The sequence below is a fragment of the Microcoleus sp. ARI1-B5 genome, assembly GCF_036705795.1.
GTDB lineage: Bacteria > Cyanobacteriota > Cyanobacteriia > Cyanobacteriales > Microcoleaceae > Microcoleus.
The window spans coordinates 53,660-74,561 of sequence record NZ_JAUBVK010000036.1 but is presented as its reverse complement, the minus strand read 5'-3'; the positions used below and the strand labels follow the sequence as shown (position 1 = coordinate 74,561).

At 48.1% G+C, this 20,902-nt stretch carries 11 protein-coding genes; 8 read left to right on the top strand and 3 right to left on the bottom strand.

The window, feature by feature from the left end:
* The 4 genes from QUB63_RS30715 to QUB63_RS30700 form a co-directional block, all read left to right on the top strand.
* A partial coding sequence (locus QUB63_RS30715; protein ID WP_332949156.1) for a CHAT domain-containing protein occupies positions 1-1,779 on the top strand: 1,779 nt, incomplete at its 5' end.
* Positions 1,780-2,115: 336 nt separating this feature from the next.
* Positions 2,116-2,949: a hypothetical protein gene (locus QUB63_RS30710; protein WP_332949155.1), complete on the top strand. Its 834-nt coding sequence runs from the start codon at positions 2,116-2,118 to the stop codon at positions 2,947-2,949.
* Positions 2,950-3,183: 234 nt separating this feature from the next.
* Complete coding sequence (locus QUB63_RS30705; protein ID WP_332949154.1) at positions 3,184-3,972, top strand: calcium-binding protein; 789 nt, start codon at positions 3,184-3,186, stop codon at positions 3,970-3,972.
* 189 nt (positions 3,973-4,161) lie between these two features.
* A complete protein-coding gene (locus QUB63_RS30700) occupies positions 4,162-5,880 on the top strand; it encodes a S8 family serine peptidase (RefSeq protein WP_332949153.1) in 1,719 nt (572 codons plus the stop codon).
* A 170-nt stretch (positions 5,881-6,050) separates the two neighbouring features.
* Here the strand turns inward: QUB63_RS30700 and QUB63_RS30695 are convergent, their stop codons facing one another.
* Positions 6,051-9,641, bottom strand: a complete 3,591-nt coding sequence (locus tag QUB63_RS30695; RefSeq protein ID WP_332949152.1) for an NB-ARC domain-containing protein — start codon at positions 9,639-9,641, stop codon at positions 6,051-6,053.
* A gap of 559 nt (positions 9,642-10,200) precedes the next feature.
* Here QUB63_RS30695 and QUB63_RS30690 point away from each other — a divergent pair.
* The 3 genes from QUB63_RS30690 to QUB63_RS30680 all read left to right on the top strand — a co-directional run bounded on the left by QUB63_RS30690 (position 10,201) and on the right by QUB63_RS30680 (position 16,441).
* Positions 10,201-10,935, top strand: coding sequence for a hypothetical protein (locus QUB63_RS30690; RefSeq protein WP_332949151.1), 735 nt, complete (start codon positions 10,201-10,203; stop codon positions 10,933-10,935).
* A 480-nt stretch (positions 10,936-11,415) separates the two neighbouring features.
* Complete coding sequence (locus QUB63_RS30685) at positions 11,416-13,356, top strand: S8 family serine peptidase (RefSeq protein ID WP_332949150.1); 1,941 nt, start codon at positions 11,416-11,418, stop codon at positions 13,354-13,356.
* A 148-nt stretch (positions 13,357-13,504) separates the two neighbouring features.
* Positions 13,505-16,441, top strand: coding sequence for a CHAT domain-containing tetratricopeptide repeat protein (locus QUB63_RS30680; protein ID WP_332949149.1), 2,937 nt, complete (start codon positions 13,505-13,507; stop codon positions 16,439-16,441).
* 109 nt (positions 16,442-16,550) lie between these two features.
* Here QUB63_RS30680 and QUB63_RS30675 read toward each other — a convergent pair whose 3' ends face one another.
* Together QUB63_RS30675 and QUB63_RS30670 are read right to left on the bottom strand one after the other, a co-directional pair.
* The gene (locus tag QUB63_RS30675) at positions 16,551-18,509 is read right to left on the bottom strand and encodes a cation:proton antiporter (RefSeq protein ID WP_332949148.1); all 1,959 of its coding nucleotides are present in this window, start codon (positions 18,507-18,509) and stop codon (positions 16,551-16,553) included.
* A 436-nt stretch (positions 18,510-18,945) separates the two neighbouring features.
* Positions 18,946-20,214, bottom strand: a complete 1,269-nt coding sequence (locus tag QUB63_RS30670; protein ID WP_332949147.1) for a GH25 family lysozyme — start codon at positions 20,212-20,214, stop codon at positions 18,946-18,948.
* A gap of 116 nt (positions 20,215-20,330) precedes the next feature.
* On the opposite strand from QUB63_RS30670, the gene QUB63_RS30665 reads away from it, so the two are divergent.
* Positions 20,331-20,825, top strand: coding sequence for a DUF427 domain-containing protein (locus QUB63_RS30665; protein ID WP_332949160.1), 495 nt, complete (start codon positions 20,331-20,333; stop codon positions 20,823-20,825).
* The last annotated feature ends 77 nt before the right edge of the window (positions 20,826-20,902 follow it).

Here is a 20,902-nt window from a genome sequence, read left to right as displayed (position 1 = left end):
CTCTATCTAGGCGACTATGCCAAAGCGATCGAGTATTCACAGCAATATTTAACCATCGCCCGCTCCATTAAAAACCGTCTAGGGGAAGGTACGGCACTGGGCTATTTGGGAGCCGCTTACCGCTCTGTTGGCGACTATGCCAAAGCGATCGAGTATTCACAGCAATATTTAACCATCGCCCGCTCCATTAAAAACCCCGAGGGGGAAGGTACGGCACTGGGCTATTTGGGAGGTGCTTACCTCTATCTAGGCGACTATGCCAAAGCGATCGAGTATTCACAGCAATATTTAACCATCGCCCGCTCCATTAAAAACCGCGAGGGGGAAGGTAGGGCGCTCACCAACCTTGGATTGGCCTTCTTGAAAGCTGGCAACCCAACAGAAGCTGAAAAAATGCTGCTCAATGGGATTCAAGTTTGGGAATCAATGCGTCAACTGCTCGGCTCCAACGATGTGAATCAAGTCTCCATCTTTGAAGGACAAGCTTACACTTATCGCACTTTACAACAAGTCCGAGTGGCTCAGAAGAACCCGATCGCCGCCTTAGAAATTGCCGAACGGGGACGTGCCCGTGCCTTTGTCGATCTACTCACACAGCGCTTATCGTCAGGTTCTAGCAATCCGGCGATCGCCTCTTCTCCAAACTCTGACGAGATTCGCCAAATCGCCAAAGCACAGAACGCGACTTTGGTGCAGTATTCCATCATCTACGATACTTTCGAGATCCAGGGCAAACAAGTAGGACGGGAATCCGCGCTCTACATCTGGGTGATTCAACCCACGGGCGAAATTACCTTTCGTGAGGTAGACCTCAAACCCCTCTGGCAAAAGCACAACCGCTCCCTAGCCAACTTGATCGTGGGCAATCAAGAATTCCTGGCTGTTCGCAGTCGCAGCACTGGTTTCGTCAACCCCCAAATCGACTTGCCGACGCTGCATCAACTGCTGATCGATCCCATTGCCAACCTCCTACCTAAAGATCCTAATGCCCATGTCATTTTCATTCCTCAAGGTTCCCTGTTCCAAGCGCCCTTCGGGGCCCTGCAAGATGCCAACGGCACTTACTTAATCGAAAAACACACCATTCTCACTGCCCCCTCGATTCAAGTTTTGGCATTAACCAGGCAACAACGACAGAAATTAGCACAGAAGCAATCTCACAGTGGCAGGGCTCTAGTATTGGGCAATCCCACGATGCCGAATGTGCCTTCCTATCCCGGAGCGCCTCAACAAGTCTTACCGCGACTCCCCGGAGCCGAAACGGAAGCCAGATCGATCGCCCGTCTGCTGAACACTCAACCCATCATCGGTGCACAAGGGACAAAAGCTGCGATCGTTCAAAAAATGTCCCAGGCATCGATTATTCATCTGGCAACACATGGATTGCTGGATGATTCCTGGGGATTGGGAAGTGCGATCGCGCTAGCTCCCTCTGGCACCGACAACGGTTGGCTAACCGCAGCAGAAATTCTAGATATGAAACTCCAAGCAAACTTAGTCGTACTGAGTGCCTGCAATACTGGAGAAGGCAAAATTACTGGGGATGGGGTGACAGGCTTATCGCGCGCTTTGATTTCGGCGGGAGTGCCGAGTGTGATTGTTTCTTTATGGTCTGTTCCCGATGCGCCGACATCCGAATTGATGAAGGAATTTTACCAAAACTTGCAACACAATCCCGATAAAGCCCAGGCATTGCGGCAAGCAATGTTAAGCACGATGAAAACTCATCAAGAGCCGCGAAATTGGGCGGCATTTACTTTAATTGGGGAGGCAGAGTAATCGGAGCAGCCCTGTCAAGGTGGTGAAAAAGAGCCTCAAACACTACACCTCACCTCACACCTCACACCTCACACCTCACACCTTGACAGGGCTGGCACTCCGCATCCTACATATTACGTGGATAAGTCCCGATCCGTTGCACTTTCCCGCAATCAACATTGCACCCATCTCTTCATGACATCTGCGGGTAGAACGAATGAATTTTCCATCTGGTTTGCCTAAGATTTAGATCGAGAAGAACTCGAATTATAAATCAGCAACACCCAGAACTTATCAAATTAGTTATCTGCTTGCTAAAAGTTGCTGTTCGTTGCATATCTTTGTGAGGCAAAACTAATGAAACCACAAAAATCTATCCTAATAAACAAAGCAAAATCTTTTTCTACAGTCATTGGAATTTCACTCTTAAGCGTGCCAATACTGTCTAATATTACCAATGCCCAATCCCAATTGCCTGCCCTTCAAACCGGATTGCAATTTCAAGAATCTGAAGAATTCAATGTCGGTGCGATTACTACTTTATTAGTTACCACAACTTACTCAGTAAACTCAGGCAAGTGTATTGGTCAGTTCTACGTCCCTAATTCGGAGACTGGCAGTCGTACCTACGAACAGCAAGTCTTCGGGAAAGCAGCCTTCATTTCACACACTACGCTACCCGCTCCAGGTTTGCGCGTTATTATCCGAAATGTCACCTCTGGTATTGACAAAAACCCTTATCCTTATACCGATCGCGAATACGATAAATCTCGAATTTCCGAAGGGTTTAAAGTGTATTTTGATATCGAACACAGGGGTAGTTATTTAGCTGTAAAACCTGGCAATAATGACTTCTCATATGAAATAAGACGCGGTAATACCATCATTGAATCTGGTACTTTTACCGCCAGAATTGACCGCAGAACTCAAAGCATAACACGCAACGATAATCTCAGTGGGAACATTATTCGCGCCATTGATAATGATATGTGTCAAACGCAGCCTCCTTACAGGTTCAATGACTTCCCAATGCAGCCTCCTTACAACCGGAATGACTTCCCAATGCAGCGCCCTTACAGGTGGAATGACTTCCCAATCCAGCCCCCTTACAGGTGGAATGACTTCCCAATGCGACGCCCTTACAGGTTGAATGACTTCCCCATGCAGCGCCCTTACAACAAAGCAAAGTAAACAGAAAGCGGAAAGGTCAGCGTCTTTAGACGTGAGATGTAAGCCACACAAGGACGATCGATTTGCCACAGGCAAATCGATCGTCCTTGTTCAGTCTACTCTACATATTCACCTACTTTGCACTTTCCCGCAATCTATTTTGCACCTCATACTTCATCAACTCTGTGGGTAGAACGAATGATTTTTCCATCTGGGTTGCTTAAGATTTAAGTCAAGTGTTAAGAGGATTTTTTTATGGCTTTACAACCCGATCCGTCAGAAGTTCGACGCTTAATTGGCGACAATACATCCGAATTTGTTACTTTGTCGATCGCAGATGCAACTAATTTTCCTGTGGGAGTTTGGATGCTTGCAGGTAACGATACAGTCAATGGCTCAACAGCTAATGATTTGGTTTATGGCAATGAAGGAGAAGATCTGCTCCGCGACAATTTAGGCAACGATTTTTTATTAGGAGGAAAAGGTAAAGACTTCCTGGCTGGAGGAGAGGGAAATGACTCTCTCAGTGGCGGTCAAGATGCAGATGTTCTGAGTGGTAGTGCAGGAAACGATATTCTATTTGGTGGTAGAGGCAATGATGTGTTATTCAGTGGTGACGGAAACGACACTCTGGTGGGAGGTTTGGGTCGAGACATTTTAGGAAGTTTCGATAATAGTAATACTTCCATCAAAATCGGGGGCAGTAACTTGTACGTCCTCCAAGCAGAACCTGGAGTTACGGATGTCAATAATGCCGATGCTATTGGACCTTTCAGAGTTGGTCTCGATCGAATTGGATTGGCAGGCGGTTTGACTGCTAGCGATGTAGACTTGCAATACGTGACAAACGTAGCAATTTTATTGGACTTCGATGTACCAGAAGTTTTAAAAGATTTTGCCCCTCCAGGTGCATTAGATAGTCGATTTGTGCAGAGTCAAGGAACCCTAATTAAAGTTAGAAATTCCGGCGACATAGTAGGCTTTGTGGAAAATGTAAGAGTCGCAGATATTCAAGGTAGTATTATCTCGGTTCAGGGATTTTAATCACTTTTTACAGCTTCGTAACGAAGAATAAATTCCTCATAAATGGCTCCTGAAAACTTCATTTTTTGTCTGCTCTAGCGGTAGTTCCGATTGTTCTAATTTGCATTCCACTCGAATTGACAGCAATGTCTTGAGAGCGATCGCTCTCAAGACATTGCGACACGTTCCTTATATCTGGGTTTTTAACTTATGTTAGACATCACAACCAATCCTAACGATCGCCTTTATTTCAATCAACAGCCAAACGATCTCGCCCAATCAACATTTCCGGCTAACAGCGACTTGCTCAACGGATCGATCGGTCCATTGAATGCTTCTGGTTATAGTGCTGAATCTAGCTTGACTAATCCCGTAGTATCCAGCATCGACCAACAGACACAGATCGCAGATTTTATTGTAGGTGATGCAGGCGAGGGCCTCAGTGTCTCTGCGGGCGATCGAGTTACTGGCGATGTCGCCGATTCTCAACTCAAACCGCAGTCACAATCGGCGAATGCAAACGCAGATCCGCTAACCGGAACTATTTCTGCTTCTCAATTGAATTTCTCCGATCTGGGTAACTCTATTGCGACAGCTCGTAATGTTGTTGGCGTTCAGAACGGTAGCATCAACTTAACTGATTTTGTGGGCATAGGCGATGCCGATGATTTCTACCGATTCGATATCAACACTAAGAGCAATTTTAACCTGCGTCTCGACGGTTTGAGCGCGGATGCTGACGTAGAGCTAATTCAAGATAGAAACCGCAACGGTGTAGTTGATTTGGATGAATATGTTGACTTCTCTGCTAATTTTGGCGCAGTCCCCGATGCGATTAATGTACCCAATTTGGCTCCTGGAACCTACTATGTCCGAGTCTCTAGCTACTCAGACTCTACCAATTACAACCTAAATCTTTCTGCAACCGCTGTTCCTGTAGTGCCAGATATTACGACACCTAACGGTGTTTATAATACTAACTACGGCTACGGTTTGGTGAATGCAAATGCAGCAGTTTCTCACACCTTGAACCGCTCAAGTCTTTTCCCTGCTATTCCCGATCGGGGCAGGACTAATTGGGCGCTATATCTCATAAATGCACCGGAAGTTTGGAATCAAAACATTACAGGAAATGGCATTGTTGTAGCTGTCGTGGATAGTGGTGTTGACTACACCCATCCTGACTTGGATGGCAATATTTGGCGGAACCCTGGTGAAATTGCCGGAAATGGCATAGATGACGATCGCAACGGATTTATTGATGATATTCGAGGTTGGGATTTTGTGGTTAACGACAACGACCCAATGGATGATGATTTAGACGGTCACGGCACTCACGTAGCAGGTTCGATCGCGGCGGAACGAAATAATTTTGGCATCACAGGAGTTGCGCCCAATGCTAAGATTATGCCTGTCAGAGTGTTGCCAGCCTCTGGTAGCGGCTCGGTGAGTAATATTGCTGCTGGAATCCGCTATGCTGCTGATAATGGAGCAAATGTAATTAACCTCAGCTTGGGAAATGAGTTTGTCCCTTCCAACGTAGTAAATAACGCAATTCAGTATGCAAATAATAAAGGCTCTGTTGTGGTTATGGCAGCCGGAAACGCGGGTGATATCCAACCAGCTTATCCAGCTCGTAATGCCGATCGCTTGGGAATTGCCGTGGGCAGCATTGATGTAACAGGCACAATGGCTGACGACTCTAACCGTGCGGGTTCGAGACCTTTAGATTACTTAGTTGCTCCGGGAGTAGAGATTTTTTCTACCTTTCCTGATGACGACTATAAAGTTGGAAGTGGCACGTCTATGGCAGCGCCACAAGTAGCTGGTGTAGCGGCTTTAGTGTTGAATGCTAATCCGACTTTAACACCAGCTCAAGTTGAGTACATTTTGACGACAACAGCTAATCGAAATGGGTTGACAGGATAGATATAATATAGTGTCCGATCGAGTGACCGCGATAAGAAAGGTTTGTAGTAAGGACTTCAGTCCTTCTTGGTTGAGGACTAAAATCCTCACTACAAACTGTTTTTATAGATAAGTGGAAAAATACATAAGTAGGGCTTGCTGAATAAGCGGGTTTATTTACGCCTACCTACTTAAGAGATCGCTCCTAATGCCTTTAATGTTGCCTTTTGAGCTTCCGTTAATCCAGTCACTCCAGTGATATTCATACCTTCGTAGAGGCGTTGAGGTCGCAGAACTTGCAAGCAATTCCCCGATTCTACATCCCAAAGACGGATAGTTTCATCTAAGCTGCAACTTGCCAGCATTTGCTGCTGGATACCGCCCTCTGTTTTGCACGGAGAACTCAAAGCAACACAAGTGACAAAATTTGTATGCCCTTCCAAAACCTTCAAACAATTTCCAGTTAATACATCCCAAATGCGGATGGTGCGATCGCTACTGCCACTTATCAATCGATGTCCTTTGGCATCAAACACCATAGATTCAACCTGCCCCTGATGACCTTGCAAAGTTCGCAAACACTCCCCGGATTCGGAATCCCACAACCGAATGGTTCGATCGTCACCGCAACTAGACAACAGATGCCCTTGAGGATGAAACGCCACGGCCCAAATGCGTCCGATATGGGCTTCCCTTGTCATGAGACAATTTCCAGTATCGATGTCCCACCAGCGGATGCAGCCATCGTTGTGACCGCTCGCCAGCACATTCGATCGGGGATGGAAGTCCAGGGAATGAACAGGAGCGATCGCCTCGATCGCCTGCACGCACTCTCCGCGAAAGTTCCAAAGCTTGATTGTGCGATCCGAGCTACCCGTCCCTACCAATTGTCCGTTAGCATTAATGCTCAACCCGTGCGTCCAAGTATTGTGGGCTGCGATCGCCCCCAACAACTTTCCCGTTGAGCCATCCCAGTATCGAACTTCACCTCCCGTCGAGCAAGTTACAAAAACCGTGCCTTGCGGGTGAAAGCGCACATTCCAAGGCTGACCTTTGTGGCTGCTGCCCAACAAACCGATATAAGTACCTTTAGCTGCATCCCACAGGCAAATCTGACGATCCAATCCCACACTAATCAAACGCTCGGCTTGCGGGTGGAACGCGATCGAACGAAAAGCCTGATTGCTTCCCTGCCAAGTCCTCGCGCATTCGACCGCTGTCAGATTCCAAACTCTGACAGCAAATTCATCCCCACCGCTAAAGAGTTGTTGACCGTTAGCACTGATGGCAACAGAAAAAATCCCGCCCTCATGTCCCTGCAAGGTTTTCAGGCATTGCCCGGTAGCGGCATTCCAGAGACGAATGGTAGAGTCGAGGCTGGCAGTAATGATGGTTGCTCCGTCAGGCGTGTAGAGCGCCCAGCAGACTGCAGCGGTGTGTAGCGCCAGAGTATGCAAACACTCTCCCGTTTGCACGTTCCACTGCTTGGCACTGCCGTCAAAACTGGCGCTCGCAAGTCGCGAACCATCGGGATGAAAATTCGCTTTCCAAACAAATCCACTATGCCCTATTAGTGTGTTGAGGCAATTTCCAGTAGCGACATCCCAAAGCTTGATAGTTGTGTCATAACTACTGCTAGCCAAAAGTGTTCCATTCCCATTGAAGGTGACATCCCGTACCTGAGCAGTGTGTCCCGTTAAGATTTTGAGACAATCTCCAGTGCGGGCATCATCCAGTTGGATGGTGGCATTTTCCAGGGCGATCGCCAGCATTTCACCATGAGGATGGTATTCAAGTCCCCAAACGATGCTGGGTAACTCCCACTGTCTCAGGAAATTGCCCGTGGCTGCATCCCACCATTTAACGGTGCGATCGAAGCCTCCGGTTAGCAGCATGGTGCTATCGGGGCTAAAGCCCAAACCAGTGACATAGCAGGAATGGGCAGCAATGGTGTGCAACCGTTTGCCAGTGGTAGCTTGCCACAGATACAAAGTGCCAGAGTGATCGACAGCAGCAACCTTCGTACCGTCAGGGCTCAGAGCAAGAACTAACAGGCTGCTCAGGGGTTCGGCAAAGGTGGAGTCTTTCAGCGTCGCTTGCGTGAGGTTGACGCGATGCAAAGGCACATTTTGCAAATCGGCTTGTCGGATCGCGAGTCCTGAAAGATCGGTTCCTGTTAGATCTGCCTGCAAATGACACAGGAGATTGATTAGGTTGCCCGCTGCATAGCCCGGATGCCCCTGCTGGTGCCGCAACTGCAGCAGCGACTGCTGAAGGTACTGCACCATTGCCGTCTGGCTCGGAAAATGGGGCATTAAGCGATCTGCCAGCGGTTCGATTAACACCCGTCTTTGGCTGTTGCGAATGTAGTCTTTGGCAGTGGCTTTCAGTAGCGCGTGGGTAGCCAGCAATTGCAAGGGGGGATGAAGAATTTCGGCGATCGCAGCCTCGAAGATTTTTTCTGTGACGTACTCCATCACTACGGGTTGTTGGGTGTAGTGGTTGTCTTGTTTTTCGATCGACGATCTAAAACTCAACGCCTCCAGTGCCTCTAGCAATCGACTTTTGGAAACCGCAGGCACAATATCCTGTTGCAACTGAGCAATGCTTGTCCGATCGCGGTTAATCGCCAGCCAATACATGATGCTTTGCTCTAAAGGAGACAGCCGATCGAATTGCCAATCCAACAACCGCCGAATGCCGTTAAAAATAAACGTATTTTCCTGTAAGAAGGTATTAATTTCGCCATCGAATAGCTCTTGAATTGAAGTCGCTACAATTTTGAGAGCAAGGGGACTGTTACCGTAGCGATCGCCGAGATGCTGTTTCTCTTGTGCCGAACCCACCAAGCCTTTGCCCTGCACGATCGCCCGTGCTGCTTCTGGGGAACCTTCTAGCCTCCGCGATCGTACTGCCAGTTCCACTCCCTCCAGGGCCGCTACTTCCACCGGTTTTTCCCGGCTGGTGAGGATTGCACAGCTTTGATGCCCCACTTCGCCCAGCAATCTCAATAGTTCGCCATAATCCTCAAAGCCGAGACGGAATCGTCCCACTTGTTTGGCATCCAGCAGGGTTTCCAGGTTATCGAGAATTACCAGACAGCGCGACTGCCGCAAGCATTGCAGCAGTTTGCCGGGGTCGGCTTTCGTCTCCTGCTGGTGCGACAGAAATGATACCAAATCCGCCAGCAGGGTTTCGAGGGGAGGCGCGTTGCGCAGCGTTCGCCACACAACAAATTCAAAATGTTCTTGAATCTGCTGGGCCAGTTTTACTGACAGTGCGGTTTTGCCAATGCCACCCATCCCTAACAGGGCAACTAACCGACAGCGATCGCGCACTATCCACTGGGTTAGCCTGTCTAATTCTTGAGTGCGTCCGTGAAAAATGGAGACATCGATCGCTTCTCCCCAATCACAAAGAGTGGCTGGTGTTTGGGCAAGGCTAGCTTGATGGCAAGCAAGAACAGGAGCATCCTTTGGTTTTTCTATGTCTTGTCCCTGTTGTTGGGCAATTATTTGTCCGGCCGCAAGGCGTTCTACACAAGCACGAAAGCTTTTCTTCGTTACAGATTCGCCAAAGGCAGTTGATAAACGTTGCCATAACTGGGGTGCAAAGGTACGGCTGAGGTAGCTGGCAGAGTAGTTAGTTGTCTGTGCGATCGCTTCGTAGGTTTGTCCCAACCACGCACCTCTGAGCAGCGCAATTTCCATAGCAGTCAGAGGATTGCCCGTGCGATTTTTCACCAGTCGATCGACCCATTCAAGTCCCTGTTCCAGCTCCATGCTCTATCGATAAAAGTATTAATTGTTACAAAAATTACCGATCGTAACTATATTTCCTCTGAAGCTTACCAAATAATTTACGAATTTCATCTATTGACAGGAGACGGATTTTGTGAATTGCAATTCGGTTAAATTTTTTGGACTCCAACCGACTGCCAGCAATTGGCTCAAACTCCCTGAATTTAAACAGTTTGGCTGTGGCGGATACCCTGCACGAACTTTATCTGTGGAAAATCGATCGGTAACGCGAAGTTTATCTATCGACATCAAAGCCTGAATTCGAGATGCTTGTACGCATGATGCAAACAACACCTTGCCTGAGATTGAGAATAAATCGAATTAGCGATCGGCAACGCCAAAAAATTATCGCATCCTATCGTGTAGGCGCGATCGACCGCAATAAGATTAGTTCGTAGTGTGGAATGCGAGTCCGCAAAATGCAGCGGACTCGCATTCCACACTACAAACCTTTTTTGTTATGGTAATTGACCGGACACGATATTAGTTATCTGCTTGCTAAAACTTGCCAATAATTGCAAATATTTGTGAGGTATCATCGATGAAAGCACAAACATCAATTCTACCACAAAACAAAGCAAGATTTGTTTTTACAGTCATGGGGATTTCGCTGTTAAGCGTGCCAATACTGCCCCATATTACCAACGCGCAATCCCCACCGCCAGCCTTGCAAACCGGATTGCAATTTGAACGATCTGAGGAATTCAATGTCGGTGCAATTACTACTTTATCAGTCAGTGAAACTTACCAAGTAGACTCAGGCAAGTGTGTCGGTCAGTTCTACTTCTCTAATTGGCAGACTCACTCCCGTACCTACGAAGAGCCAATTTTAGGGAAAGCAGCCTTTATTTCCCAAACTACGCTACCCGCTCCAGGGTTGCGAGTTATTATCCGAAATGTCACTCCAGGGATTGACAAAAACCCTTATCCTTATACCGATCGCGAATACGACACAGCCCCTGTTTCGGAAGGATTTAAAGTGTCTTTTGACATCCAACACAGGAATAGATATTTAGCAGTCCAACCTGGAAACAACGAATTTTCCTATGAGATAAAACGCGGCAATACCATCATTGAATCTGGTACTTTTACCGCGAGAATCGATCGCAGAAATCAAAGCATAATACGCATGGAACCTTCCAGTTGGAACATTGGTTCAATTAGCAACGATCGGTGCCAACAGCAGAAACCTGACACGCTGAATAATAACCTAATGCAGCAACCTGACAGGCTCAACGACAACTTAAGGGATTTCTTGAGGAATCTCGGGCGCTAATTAAATAAGTTCAAAGTAAATGAATCGACAGCAACCATAACGTTTTTTCAAACTTATCCTTCAGATAGTGTCCGATCGATTGCCAACGGTAAAAACAGTTTTTAGTAAGGACTTTAGTCCTTCTCCCGAGGACTTCAGTCCTCACTACAAACCTTTTTTATTGCGGTCGAACGACCGGACACGATATCGGATTCATCTCCCTAAATATCGCTTAAAAAAGTTTGGCATTTTTATTGCCTCCTTTGATAATACTAAATCCGGGTTACTCACCCCTTTGATAAGTCGCAAAAGTGCGTCGCTCGTTTAATCTCGGTCATAAGCGAAAGTTGTTCGTGGCTCCGCACCCTACGAGCTCGGTCATAAAGGGGATACGATACCCGGATTTGGTATAAGAGGGGATTAGGGATTTTCTACTTTGAAACAAAGTCCAATTTCGTGTTTAGTTTTCCTGAATAAACTTTGTAATTTTGAGCAATTTCCATGAGCAATGATTTTGCAAATATCAACTTGCCTGCTTTCCTCGATCGCAACAATTTGTTTGGCAGCAACAACATGACAAGTTCGATCGATCTCCCCAACAATTTGAGCGCTCTGATGCCAGGATTGAACTATGTCAAAGATATCGCAAACAATCTAGGCTTCGGTGGCAATTTTATTGATGGATTCGGCGGTGATGACATTCTGCGGGGTACTGCCGACAGCGATACAGTCTGGGGCAATGATGGCAACGATACGCTGTGGGGCGATGCGGGGCAAGATGTCTTAATTGGCGGGACAGGAAGCGATATATTTGTGCTGCAACCGCAGCAAGGAACTGACATTCTGACCGACTTCAATCTTAGCGAGCGCGATCGACTCGGTTTGGGCCCAGGGTTAACCCTTGATGAATTAATCGTTTACCAAGGCACGGGGGACAATAGCGACAGCACATTGATTGGCACTAAGACTGGGGACTTGCTGGCAATTGTGAAAAACACCCGTACCAGCGCGATCGACTACTCAGCTTTCCTATCTTTGAGGGATGGAGGATCGGTGGTGGGGCAGGGAGATTGGGCAATGCGATCGGATATTGCTAGAGAGCAGTTTAGAGTAGACGGCACGGGCGTTAAAATCGGGGTTATATCTGATAGTTTCAACCGTTTGGATGGAGCCGCCGCAGATATTAAAAGTGGCGACTTGCCTGCAAATGTCAAGGTGTTAGCAGAAAATACGAACAATAACTTTTCACCTGCCGATGAAGGCAGAGCTTTGCTGCAAGTTATTCACGATATTGCTCCAGGAGCCGATTTGTTATTTCATACCGGTGCAGCTGCAGGTGAGTTTAACAGCGCTCTAGAATTCTTCAAAGCAAATCAAAGGGTTGTGGCTGATGGCATTCGCTCTCTGGCAGCACAAGGAGCGCAAATCATTGTAGATGATGTGGGTTTGCTATCTGAACCGATGTTCCAGGATGGCATCATTGCCCAAGCGATCGAAGAAGTAGTCAAAAAAGGAGTTGTCTACTTTACTTCGGCAGGTAATAAAGCTCGCGCTAGCTATCAAAGTGCTTTCAACTCGGCTGGTTTCTTGGCTGGTGTTGGAGAATTTCATGACTTCGATCCGGGGATTGGAGTCGATATCTATCAAAGCATCACGCTACACAAAGGTGATTCCTTCACCATCTCATTCCAATGGGACTCACCGATGGGTCGATCGACTAACGACCTCGATATTTACTTGGTTGACAGTACAAAACAAAAAGTATTGGCTCGCAGTACGCTATCAAATGTGGGAGGAGATCCGATCGAGGATCTGACATTTCGCAATGATGGTTCCTTTGGCTCCGATTTATTCAATCTTACTATTGCTAAGCAATCGGGTGCTGCTCCCGGTTTGATGAAGTATGTAGCGGGCTTTTCTGCTACCTTCAAAATCAATAATTACAACACCAATAGTTCAACAGCATACGGAAATGCAAATGCCAGAGGAGTTGCAGCAATCGGAGCCGCCTCTTACTTGCTCACCCCTGAATACGGTGTAAATCCTGCTATATTGGAATACTTTTCTTCGGCTGGGGGTACTCCTATGTTGTTTAATGAAACGGGCGATCGTCTATCTCAACCTGAGTTGCGCCCGCAGCCGAGTTTCGTCGCTCCCAACAATACCAATACGACGTTCTTTGGCAACGATATTCTGGAAGATGCTGATAGTTTCCCCAATTTTGCAGGTACATCTGCAGCGGTTCCTCATGCGGCGGCAGTTGCGGCTTTGATGCTGCAAGAAAATCCCTACTTAAGCCCTGCGGACATTAATAGAGTGCTAGCGCAAACGGCTTTGGATATGGACGATCCAAACACGCCCGGTTTTGATGTTGGATTTGACTTTGCCAGTGGATATGGTTTGATTCAAGCCGATCGGGCGATCGCTAAAATTGTTGTCTAATTCAGATTAGAGTCCCCATCCCTGCCGCGAGATCGGGGAGACAGAGTAAGCTTCTATGAAGGACGATCGCCTGTGGCAGATTGAGCCGATCGCACGACGGCAGAAAGAGCGATCGGGCTAATTCTCTAAATTCCAACTCTAGAATCCTATGCTGTATTCCCCATTTAAGCGACTCAAATCAACCCACTCTAGGCTCACTTCTGTTTTCCTAGCTTCCATTTCCCTGTTCCTGCTTGCCACTATCCCCCTATTAACTACTCCTGACTCTTTCTTCCCAGCGATCGCTCAAACTACCGATGCTCGTGAAGCAGAGGCCGATCGGCTGTTGCAGCAGGGGCTTCAACAGTATCAGACTAGCCAATTTCAAGCAGGGCTGAATTCGTGGCAACAGGCACTGGAAATTTATCGCGCTCTCAAAAACCGCCTAGGGGAGGGTAGGGCACTGGCCAATGTGGGACTCGCTTACGGCTCTCTGGGCAACTATGCCAAAGCCATTGAGTATGCACAGCAAAGTTTAGCCATCACCCGCTCCATTAAAGACCGCCAAAGTGAAGGGGCAGCACTGGGCAATTTGGGAGGTGCTTACATCAATCTAGGCAACTCGGCCAAAGCCATTGAGTATTTACAGCAACAGTTAGCGATCGCCCGCTCCATTAAAAACCGCCAAAGTGAAGGTGCAGCACTGGGCAATTTGGGAGCAGCTTACTTCTATCTGGGCAACTATGCCAAAGCCATTGAGTATTTACAGCAACAGTTAGCGATCGCCCGCTCCATTAAAGACCGCAATGGGGAAGGTACGGCACTGGGGAATTTGGGAGGTGTTTACCGCTCTCTGGGGAACTATGCCAAAGCCATCGAGTATACACAGCAGAGTTTAGCCATCGCCCGCTCCATTAAAGACCGCCAAACTGAAGGTTTGGCACTGGGCACTTTGGGACTCGCTTACCACTCTCTGGGGAACTATGGCAAAGCCATCGAGTATGCACAGCAGAGTTTAGCCATCGCCCGCTCCATTAAAGACCGCAAGAGGGAGGGTGCAGCACTGGGCAATCTGGGAGGTGCTTACCTCTATCTGAGCAACTATGCCAAAGCCATCGAGTATGCACAGCAGAGTTTAGCCATCGCCCGCTCCATTAAAGACCGCCAAAGTGAAGGTGCAGCACAGGTCACTTTGGGAGGTGCTTACATCAATCTAGGCAACTCGGCCAAAGCCATTGAGTATTCACAGCAGAGTTTAGCCATCGCCCGCTCCATTAAAGACCGCTTTGGGGAGGCTAATGCACTGAGCAATTTGGGAGTCGCTTACCACTCTGGGGGCAACTATGCCAAAGCCATTGAGTATGCACAGCAAAGTTTAGCCATCGCCCGCTCCATTAAAGACCGCTACGGGGAAAGTACAGCACTGGGCAATCTGGGATTTGCTTACCACTCTCTGGGCAACTATACCAAAGGCATTGAGTATGCACAGCAGAAGTTAGCGATCGTCCGCTCCATTAAAGACCGTTTTGGGGAGGCTAATGCACTGAACAATTTGGGAGTCGCTTACCACTCTCTGGGCAACTCGACCAAAGCCATTGAGTATTCACAGCAGACTTTAGCCATCGCCCGCTCCATTAAATACCGCCAGGGGGAGGGTTTGGCGCTCAACAACCTCGGAGTGGCGTTCTTAAAGATTGGCAACCCAACAGAAGCTGAAAAAATGCTCGTGCAGGGGATTCAAGTTTGGGAATCGATGCGGCAAATGCTCGGCTCCAACGATGCCAATAAAGTCTCCATCTTTGAAGGACAAGCTACTACTTATCGGACTTTACAACGAGTCCGAGTGGCTCAGAACAACCCGATCGCCGCTTTAGAAATTTCCGAACGGGGACGCGCTCGTGCCTTTGTCGATCTACTGACACAGCGCTTATCCTCTGGTGATACCAATTCGGTCATCACTGCTCCCAACGAGGATCAAATTCGCCAAATCGCGAAAGTACAAAATGCCACTTTGGTGCAGTATTCCATCATCTATGACAACTTCCAGATTCAGGGCAAACAAGAAACGCAAGAATCCGCGATTTACATTTGGGTGATTCAACCAACAGGTGAAATCACATTCCGCGAGGTAGACCTCAAACCCCTCTGGCAGCAGCACAAAGCCTCTCTAACCAACTTGATCGTGGGCAATCAAGAATTCCTCGCCGTCCGCAGCCGCAGCAGTCTTGGCTCCACCCAACCCCAACCCGACTTACCGTCGCTACATCAACTGCTGATCGATCCTATTGCCAGCCTCCTACCCAAAGACCCTAATGCCCACGTCATTTTCATTCCCCAAGGTTCCCTGTTCCAGGTGCCCTTTGTGGCCCTGCTTGATGCTAACGGCACTTACTTAATCGAAAAACACACCATTCTTACCGCCCCCTCGATTCAAGTTTTGGATTTGACTCGACAACAACGACAGAAGTTAGCACAGAAGCCAGTCAACAGCAGTAACGCTCTAGTCTTGGGCAATCCCGCGATGCCGAGCGTGTCTCTCTCTCTGGGAGAACCCAAACAGCGATTGTCTCCTCTACCTGGAGCCGAAGCCGAAGCGATCGCGATCGCCCCTCTGCTCAACACTCAACCCATCACAGGCGCACAAGGTACAAAAGCTGCGATCGTCCAAAAAATGCCCCAAGCATCGATTATTCACCTGGCAACCCACGGATTGCTCGACGATCTGCGCGGATTGGGAAGTGCGATCGCCCTGGCTCCCTCTGGCGGTGATGATGGTTTATTGACTGCAGAAGAGATTTTCGATATGAAACTGCAAGCAAATTTAGTCGTTTTGAGTGCCTGCAACACTGGAGAAGGCAGAATTACCGGGGATGGAGTGATTGGTTTGTCGCGCGCTTTGATTTCAGCAGGAGTACCGAGTGTGATTGTTTCTTTATGGGCGGTTCCCGATGCGCCGACCGCCGAATTGATGAAAGCATTTTATCAAAACTTGCAAAATAATCCCGACAAAGCACAGGCATTGCGGCAAGCAATGTTAACCACGATGAAAACTCATCAAGAGCCGCGAAATTGGGCGGCATTTACTCTGATTGGGGAGGCCGAGTAAGTTTTTCAGGACTTATATCAAATTCGCTATTCATCGGAATTATTCATCTCTCTCTTGTCTCCCTCTGCGTTCTCTGCGTTCTCTGCGGTTAAATAATTCCGATTGATGCCTATCGCGAAACAGGTGGTACCAAAACTTCTGCTTCCTTCTCGATTTTAGATTCTTCCAAAATCTGTTCTAAAACCGGAGAAGGCATTGGCACTTCCTCAACTACCTGATGCTTTTCCAAAGTTAAGCGAGACTGCGATGAACCCGACAATCTTTTCAACAATTTCGGTGTCGGATCGTACAGCAAATAAATAATGCGATCGCCCGCTTGCCAAATCTGGGTCGCCGACACTACTTGCAAGTATCCCTGCCTTTCCAGCAGCAGCGGCGCCAACTCCCCGGCTTGCACCAAAGCTTGCAAGTGAGCAATCTGAAACTGCAATCCCTCGCTTTTTAACTCGGTTTCCCCCAATTTTACTTCGCTGTCGGTCAAATATTCGTTCCAATCCTTCAGCGACAAATCGGAGACAAAAGCTTGATTGATTTTAGTCTGATTTGCAGGCGTATTTGCTTGCGGATCTTTGGGGAATATTGCCAAAACTCTCGGCGGTGCAAACTCCTCGGCCGCTCGCTGAGCTAACACTAAGTTTACCTCGCCGTTGTTGGTCATTGCCAAAAAAGTTCCCATCGAATCAAGTCCGGCTTCTTCTAAAACGCTGTGGTCGAGAGCACTGCTCAAAAACACCCGCAAACCCTCTCGTTCTGCTTGTTCGCAAGCTTCCGGGTTGGTGTCGATAATTGCTACAGATTCTCCGCGATCTTGAAACAAGCGAGCAATTAATCTGCTCAAAGGATTTGACCCGACAATTGCAGCACCTGTTGCTGATTTTGAGGTGACACCCAAAAGTTGAGCTATCCATCCCGCCGTCAGCCCTTGCACGAAAACTGTCATAATAATTGTCAGGAAAACTAAGGCTTTAATTGAGTCGCCGCCGTTGATTCCGCGCTGGGTGAGCAAAATTGCAAATAAAGATGCGATCGACGCTGAGACAATTCCCCTGGGCGCTACCCAGCAAGCAAACAATTTCTGTCGCCAGTTCAGCCCGCTGTTCCACGTGCAAAGCCACACGTCGATCGGTCGCACTACCCACATTAAAGCTAAAACTGTCCACAAACTTCCCCAACCGAGGGCGACTACACTAGCGAGGGATAAATCGGCCGCCAGCAGCACGAACAGCACGGAAATGGCCAGGACTGTGAGTTGACCTTTAAACCTCCTCAGCAGCCTTTCTTCCGGTACTGCTGCCGCTCTGAGAACGATGCCGGAGAGGACGGTTGCCATCAGCCCGGATTCGCTGCGGAGTTCTTCTGCTAAGCCGAAAAATCCCCACAAACCGGCTAAAACTACTAAGTTTTTCAAGTCTTCTGAGAGAAATTGCGATCGCTTGAGAATGAATCCCAGCAGCCAACCTCCGGCAACTCCGACGACTGCGCCGACGAACAGCCGCACGATTAAGTCTCGGAACAAGACCAATAAATCAGCATTGCCGTTTAAGATAATATTCAGTACCAATACTGCCAGAATTGCCCCGACGGGATCGATTAAAACGCCTTCGGCTTCTAACAAGGCGGCGACTTTTTTGTCAACGGATACTTGTTTGAGCAATGGGCCGATGACTGTCGGGCCTGTGACGACTACTAGAGAAGCATACAGAAATGCGATCGGCCAGGGAAATTCTCCCAACCAGTGTGCGGCCATTCCGCCGCCAATTAGCGTAATTAAAGTGCCGAAAGTAACTAAATTGCGGATGCTGCCGGAAACTTTGCCTAAATCTCGCAATTCCAAATTCAAGCCGCCTTCAAACAAAATTAAGGCTACAGAAAGAGAGACCATAACTTCTAAACCGCTGCCCAACAGATTGGGGTGCAACAGTCCCAAGCAATCCGGGCCTGCTAAAATGCCGAACAGCAGCAAAAATACGATCGCCGGAACTTTCAGATAAGCGGCCAGAACTTGAGCGCCGATACCGCAGGTGACGGTCATGACCATCAACAGGGTGATGTTAAAGGGGATTTCCATAGATACAATTGTTACAGGCTGCCCGCTCAGATTTATAAAGTGCGATCGCGGGTGATTTGAGTACAGGCGCTATATTTGGCGCTGGTACAAGCTCGGCACGGCCCTGGATTTTTGCTAATAAGATTAAAAAACCTTGATATTGGCTATAACTTTATCAGATAATTCTCTTAGCGTCAAAGATGAGAGTAAACTGTAGCGCCTAGATTGTCTGTTATGTTCGAGGGGGAGAAGGGGAGAAGGGGAGAAGGGGAGAGGGGGAGAGGGGGAGAAGGGGAGATTTGATGTGGAGTTAATTCTCAAAGAGACTTGTTGCACTCATTCAGAAACTATCTTGAAATACATCTGCGTTGCATCGTCGGTTGCATCTGCCTAAAATTTGCGGTTGACCTAATTTCAGGACACTTCAACCAAATTCATCTTTAGAATTAATCTCAAATCATTTGGCATTCCGCCACCTGCGCAAAAACTCCGAGAGAATTGCCGGCGAGACTTGTTTTTCCAACCAATCCAAAGCCTGATTTTGGTTTGGTGCAGCCCGATAAAACTTGCAGGCATCTATCAGCCGAATTGGAGAATTTGTAGCATTAGATTGAGAGCGCCACTTTTGCGCAAACTCGGCAATCACAGCGGGCGAAATTTGTTTTTGCAGCCAATCTAAAGCTTGGTCTTGTTCTGCCAAACCGCGATAAAATTTGCCGACATCTATCAATCGCAAATTAGTGTCTTGAGGTACAGCGGTTGTCCGCCACTTTTGAGCAAATTCCCCTAAAACAGAGGTAGAAACTTGACTTTGCAGCCAAATTAAGGCAGTATCTTGGCTGGCGCTAGCTTGATAAGATGAGAATAGCTCAGTCAGCCGCGCGGCTGATACGGGAGCGGGTGTGGGAGCGGGTGTGGGAGCGGGTGTGGGAGTTGGAGGGGGAACAATTACTTTTGGAGGTTTTCTCATCAAAGCGGCCCAGGTTTTCAGGCCTGCGATGCCGTCTGCATTCATACCTTGAGATTTTTGAAACGAGACGAGCGCCGCTGTGGTGGTGGCTCCAAATTTACCGTCCATGGCGCCTTTATAGAAACCTTTACTTCTTAATTGCTTCTGGATGTCTGCAACTTTATAATTTACGGCGCCTTCTCGGACGCTTTCAAAAATATTGCCGTCTACATTGCCCGAGACGCCGGACACGCTGTCGGTGTCGCTGTACTGCCAAAAAGTCCAAGTCTTCCAGCCGCCGGGCACCCAAGGCTCATCAGCACTGGTATAGTGAGCAATCCACAGCGGGTAATCGGCCAAGCGCTGTGTCCCGAGTTTGTCCCAGAATCCGGGGTAGGTGTAGATAATCGGTCGCATCGAGGTGGCTTTTTCGACTGCTTCGAGCCAAATTGTCGCGCGATCGCACAACTCGTCCCCGCTTAAACCGCCTGTAGTTTCCAAATCCAAGACGGCCGGCAAATCCCCCGCTTCGAGTTTGACAGTTTTCAGGAACAAATCTATCTGTCCTCGAACGCTGCTTGCCGGTCGAAAAAAGTGGTAAGCACCGCGTTGAATCCCCGCAGCTTTCATTCCCGCCCAATTGCCGGCGAAAGTTCGGGAAACTAATGTTGCACCTTCCGTCGATTTGACAAATGCGAAGAGAATGCCTCCCTTGGCAACTGCTTGCCAATTGACGTTGGGCTGGTAGTCGGAAACATCTATACCGCGAATGCTCATAGGACGGAGAGTTGACAAAAGCTGGTGAGTGTCTCAAGCAGCGACTATATTAAGGTTACATTAAATTGTAATCCTAAGTCGCTAATTATTTTTTTTTTCGAGGATAGATTGTGCAAGTGAACTTCGATCGCCCCGAGCCCGGCCCGGGTCAAGAGTCTGTTTGGGATTACCCGCGTCCCCCTCGCCTTGAGGAATCGACCAAACACGTACAGATAGTTTTTAATGAAGTGACGATCGCGGATACGCGGCGCGCTCAGCGGGTATTGGAGACAAGTCACCCTCCTGTCTACTATATCTCCCCCGAAGACATCCAAATGGAATATTTGCAAAAAACTTCGCGGAGCTCGTGGTGCGAGTGGAAGGGACAAGCGGGTTATTACACTGTGACGGTAGGGTCGAAGGAAGTTGTAAATGCTGCTTGGTTTTATCCCAATCCCGATCGGGTTTTTGCACCGATTAAAGATTGTGTGGCTTTTTATCCGAGCCTGATGGATGCTTGTTATGTGGACGGCGAATTAGTGCAATCTCAACCAGGGGATTTTTACGGAGGTTGGATTACCAAAGATATTGTCGGCCCGTTTAAGGGAGGAATCGGAACTTGGGGTTGGTGAGATAATTGTGAAATTGCTGTCAGCATAGCTGCTACTCTCTTCTCTCTCTTTTCTTCTCTTCCTCTGCGTCAATATCG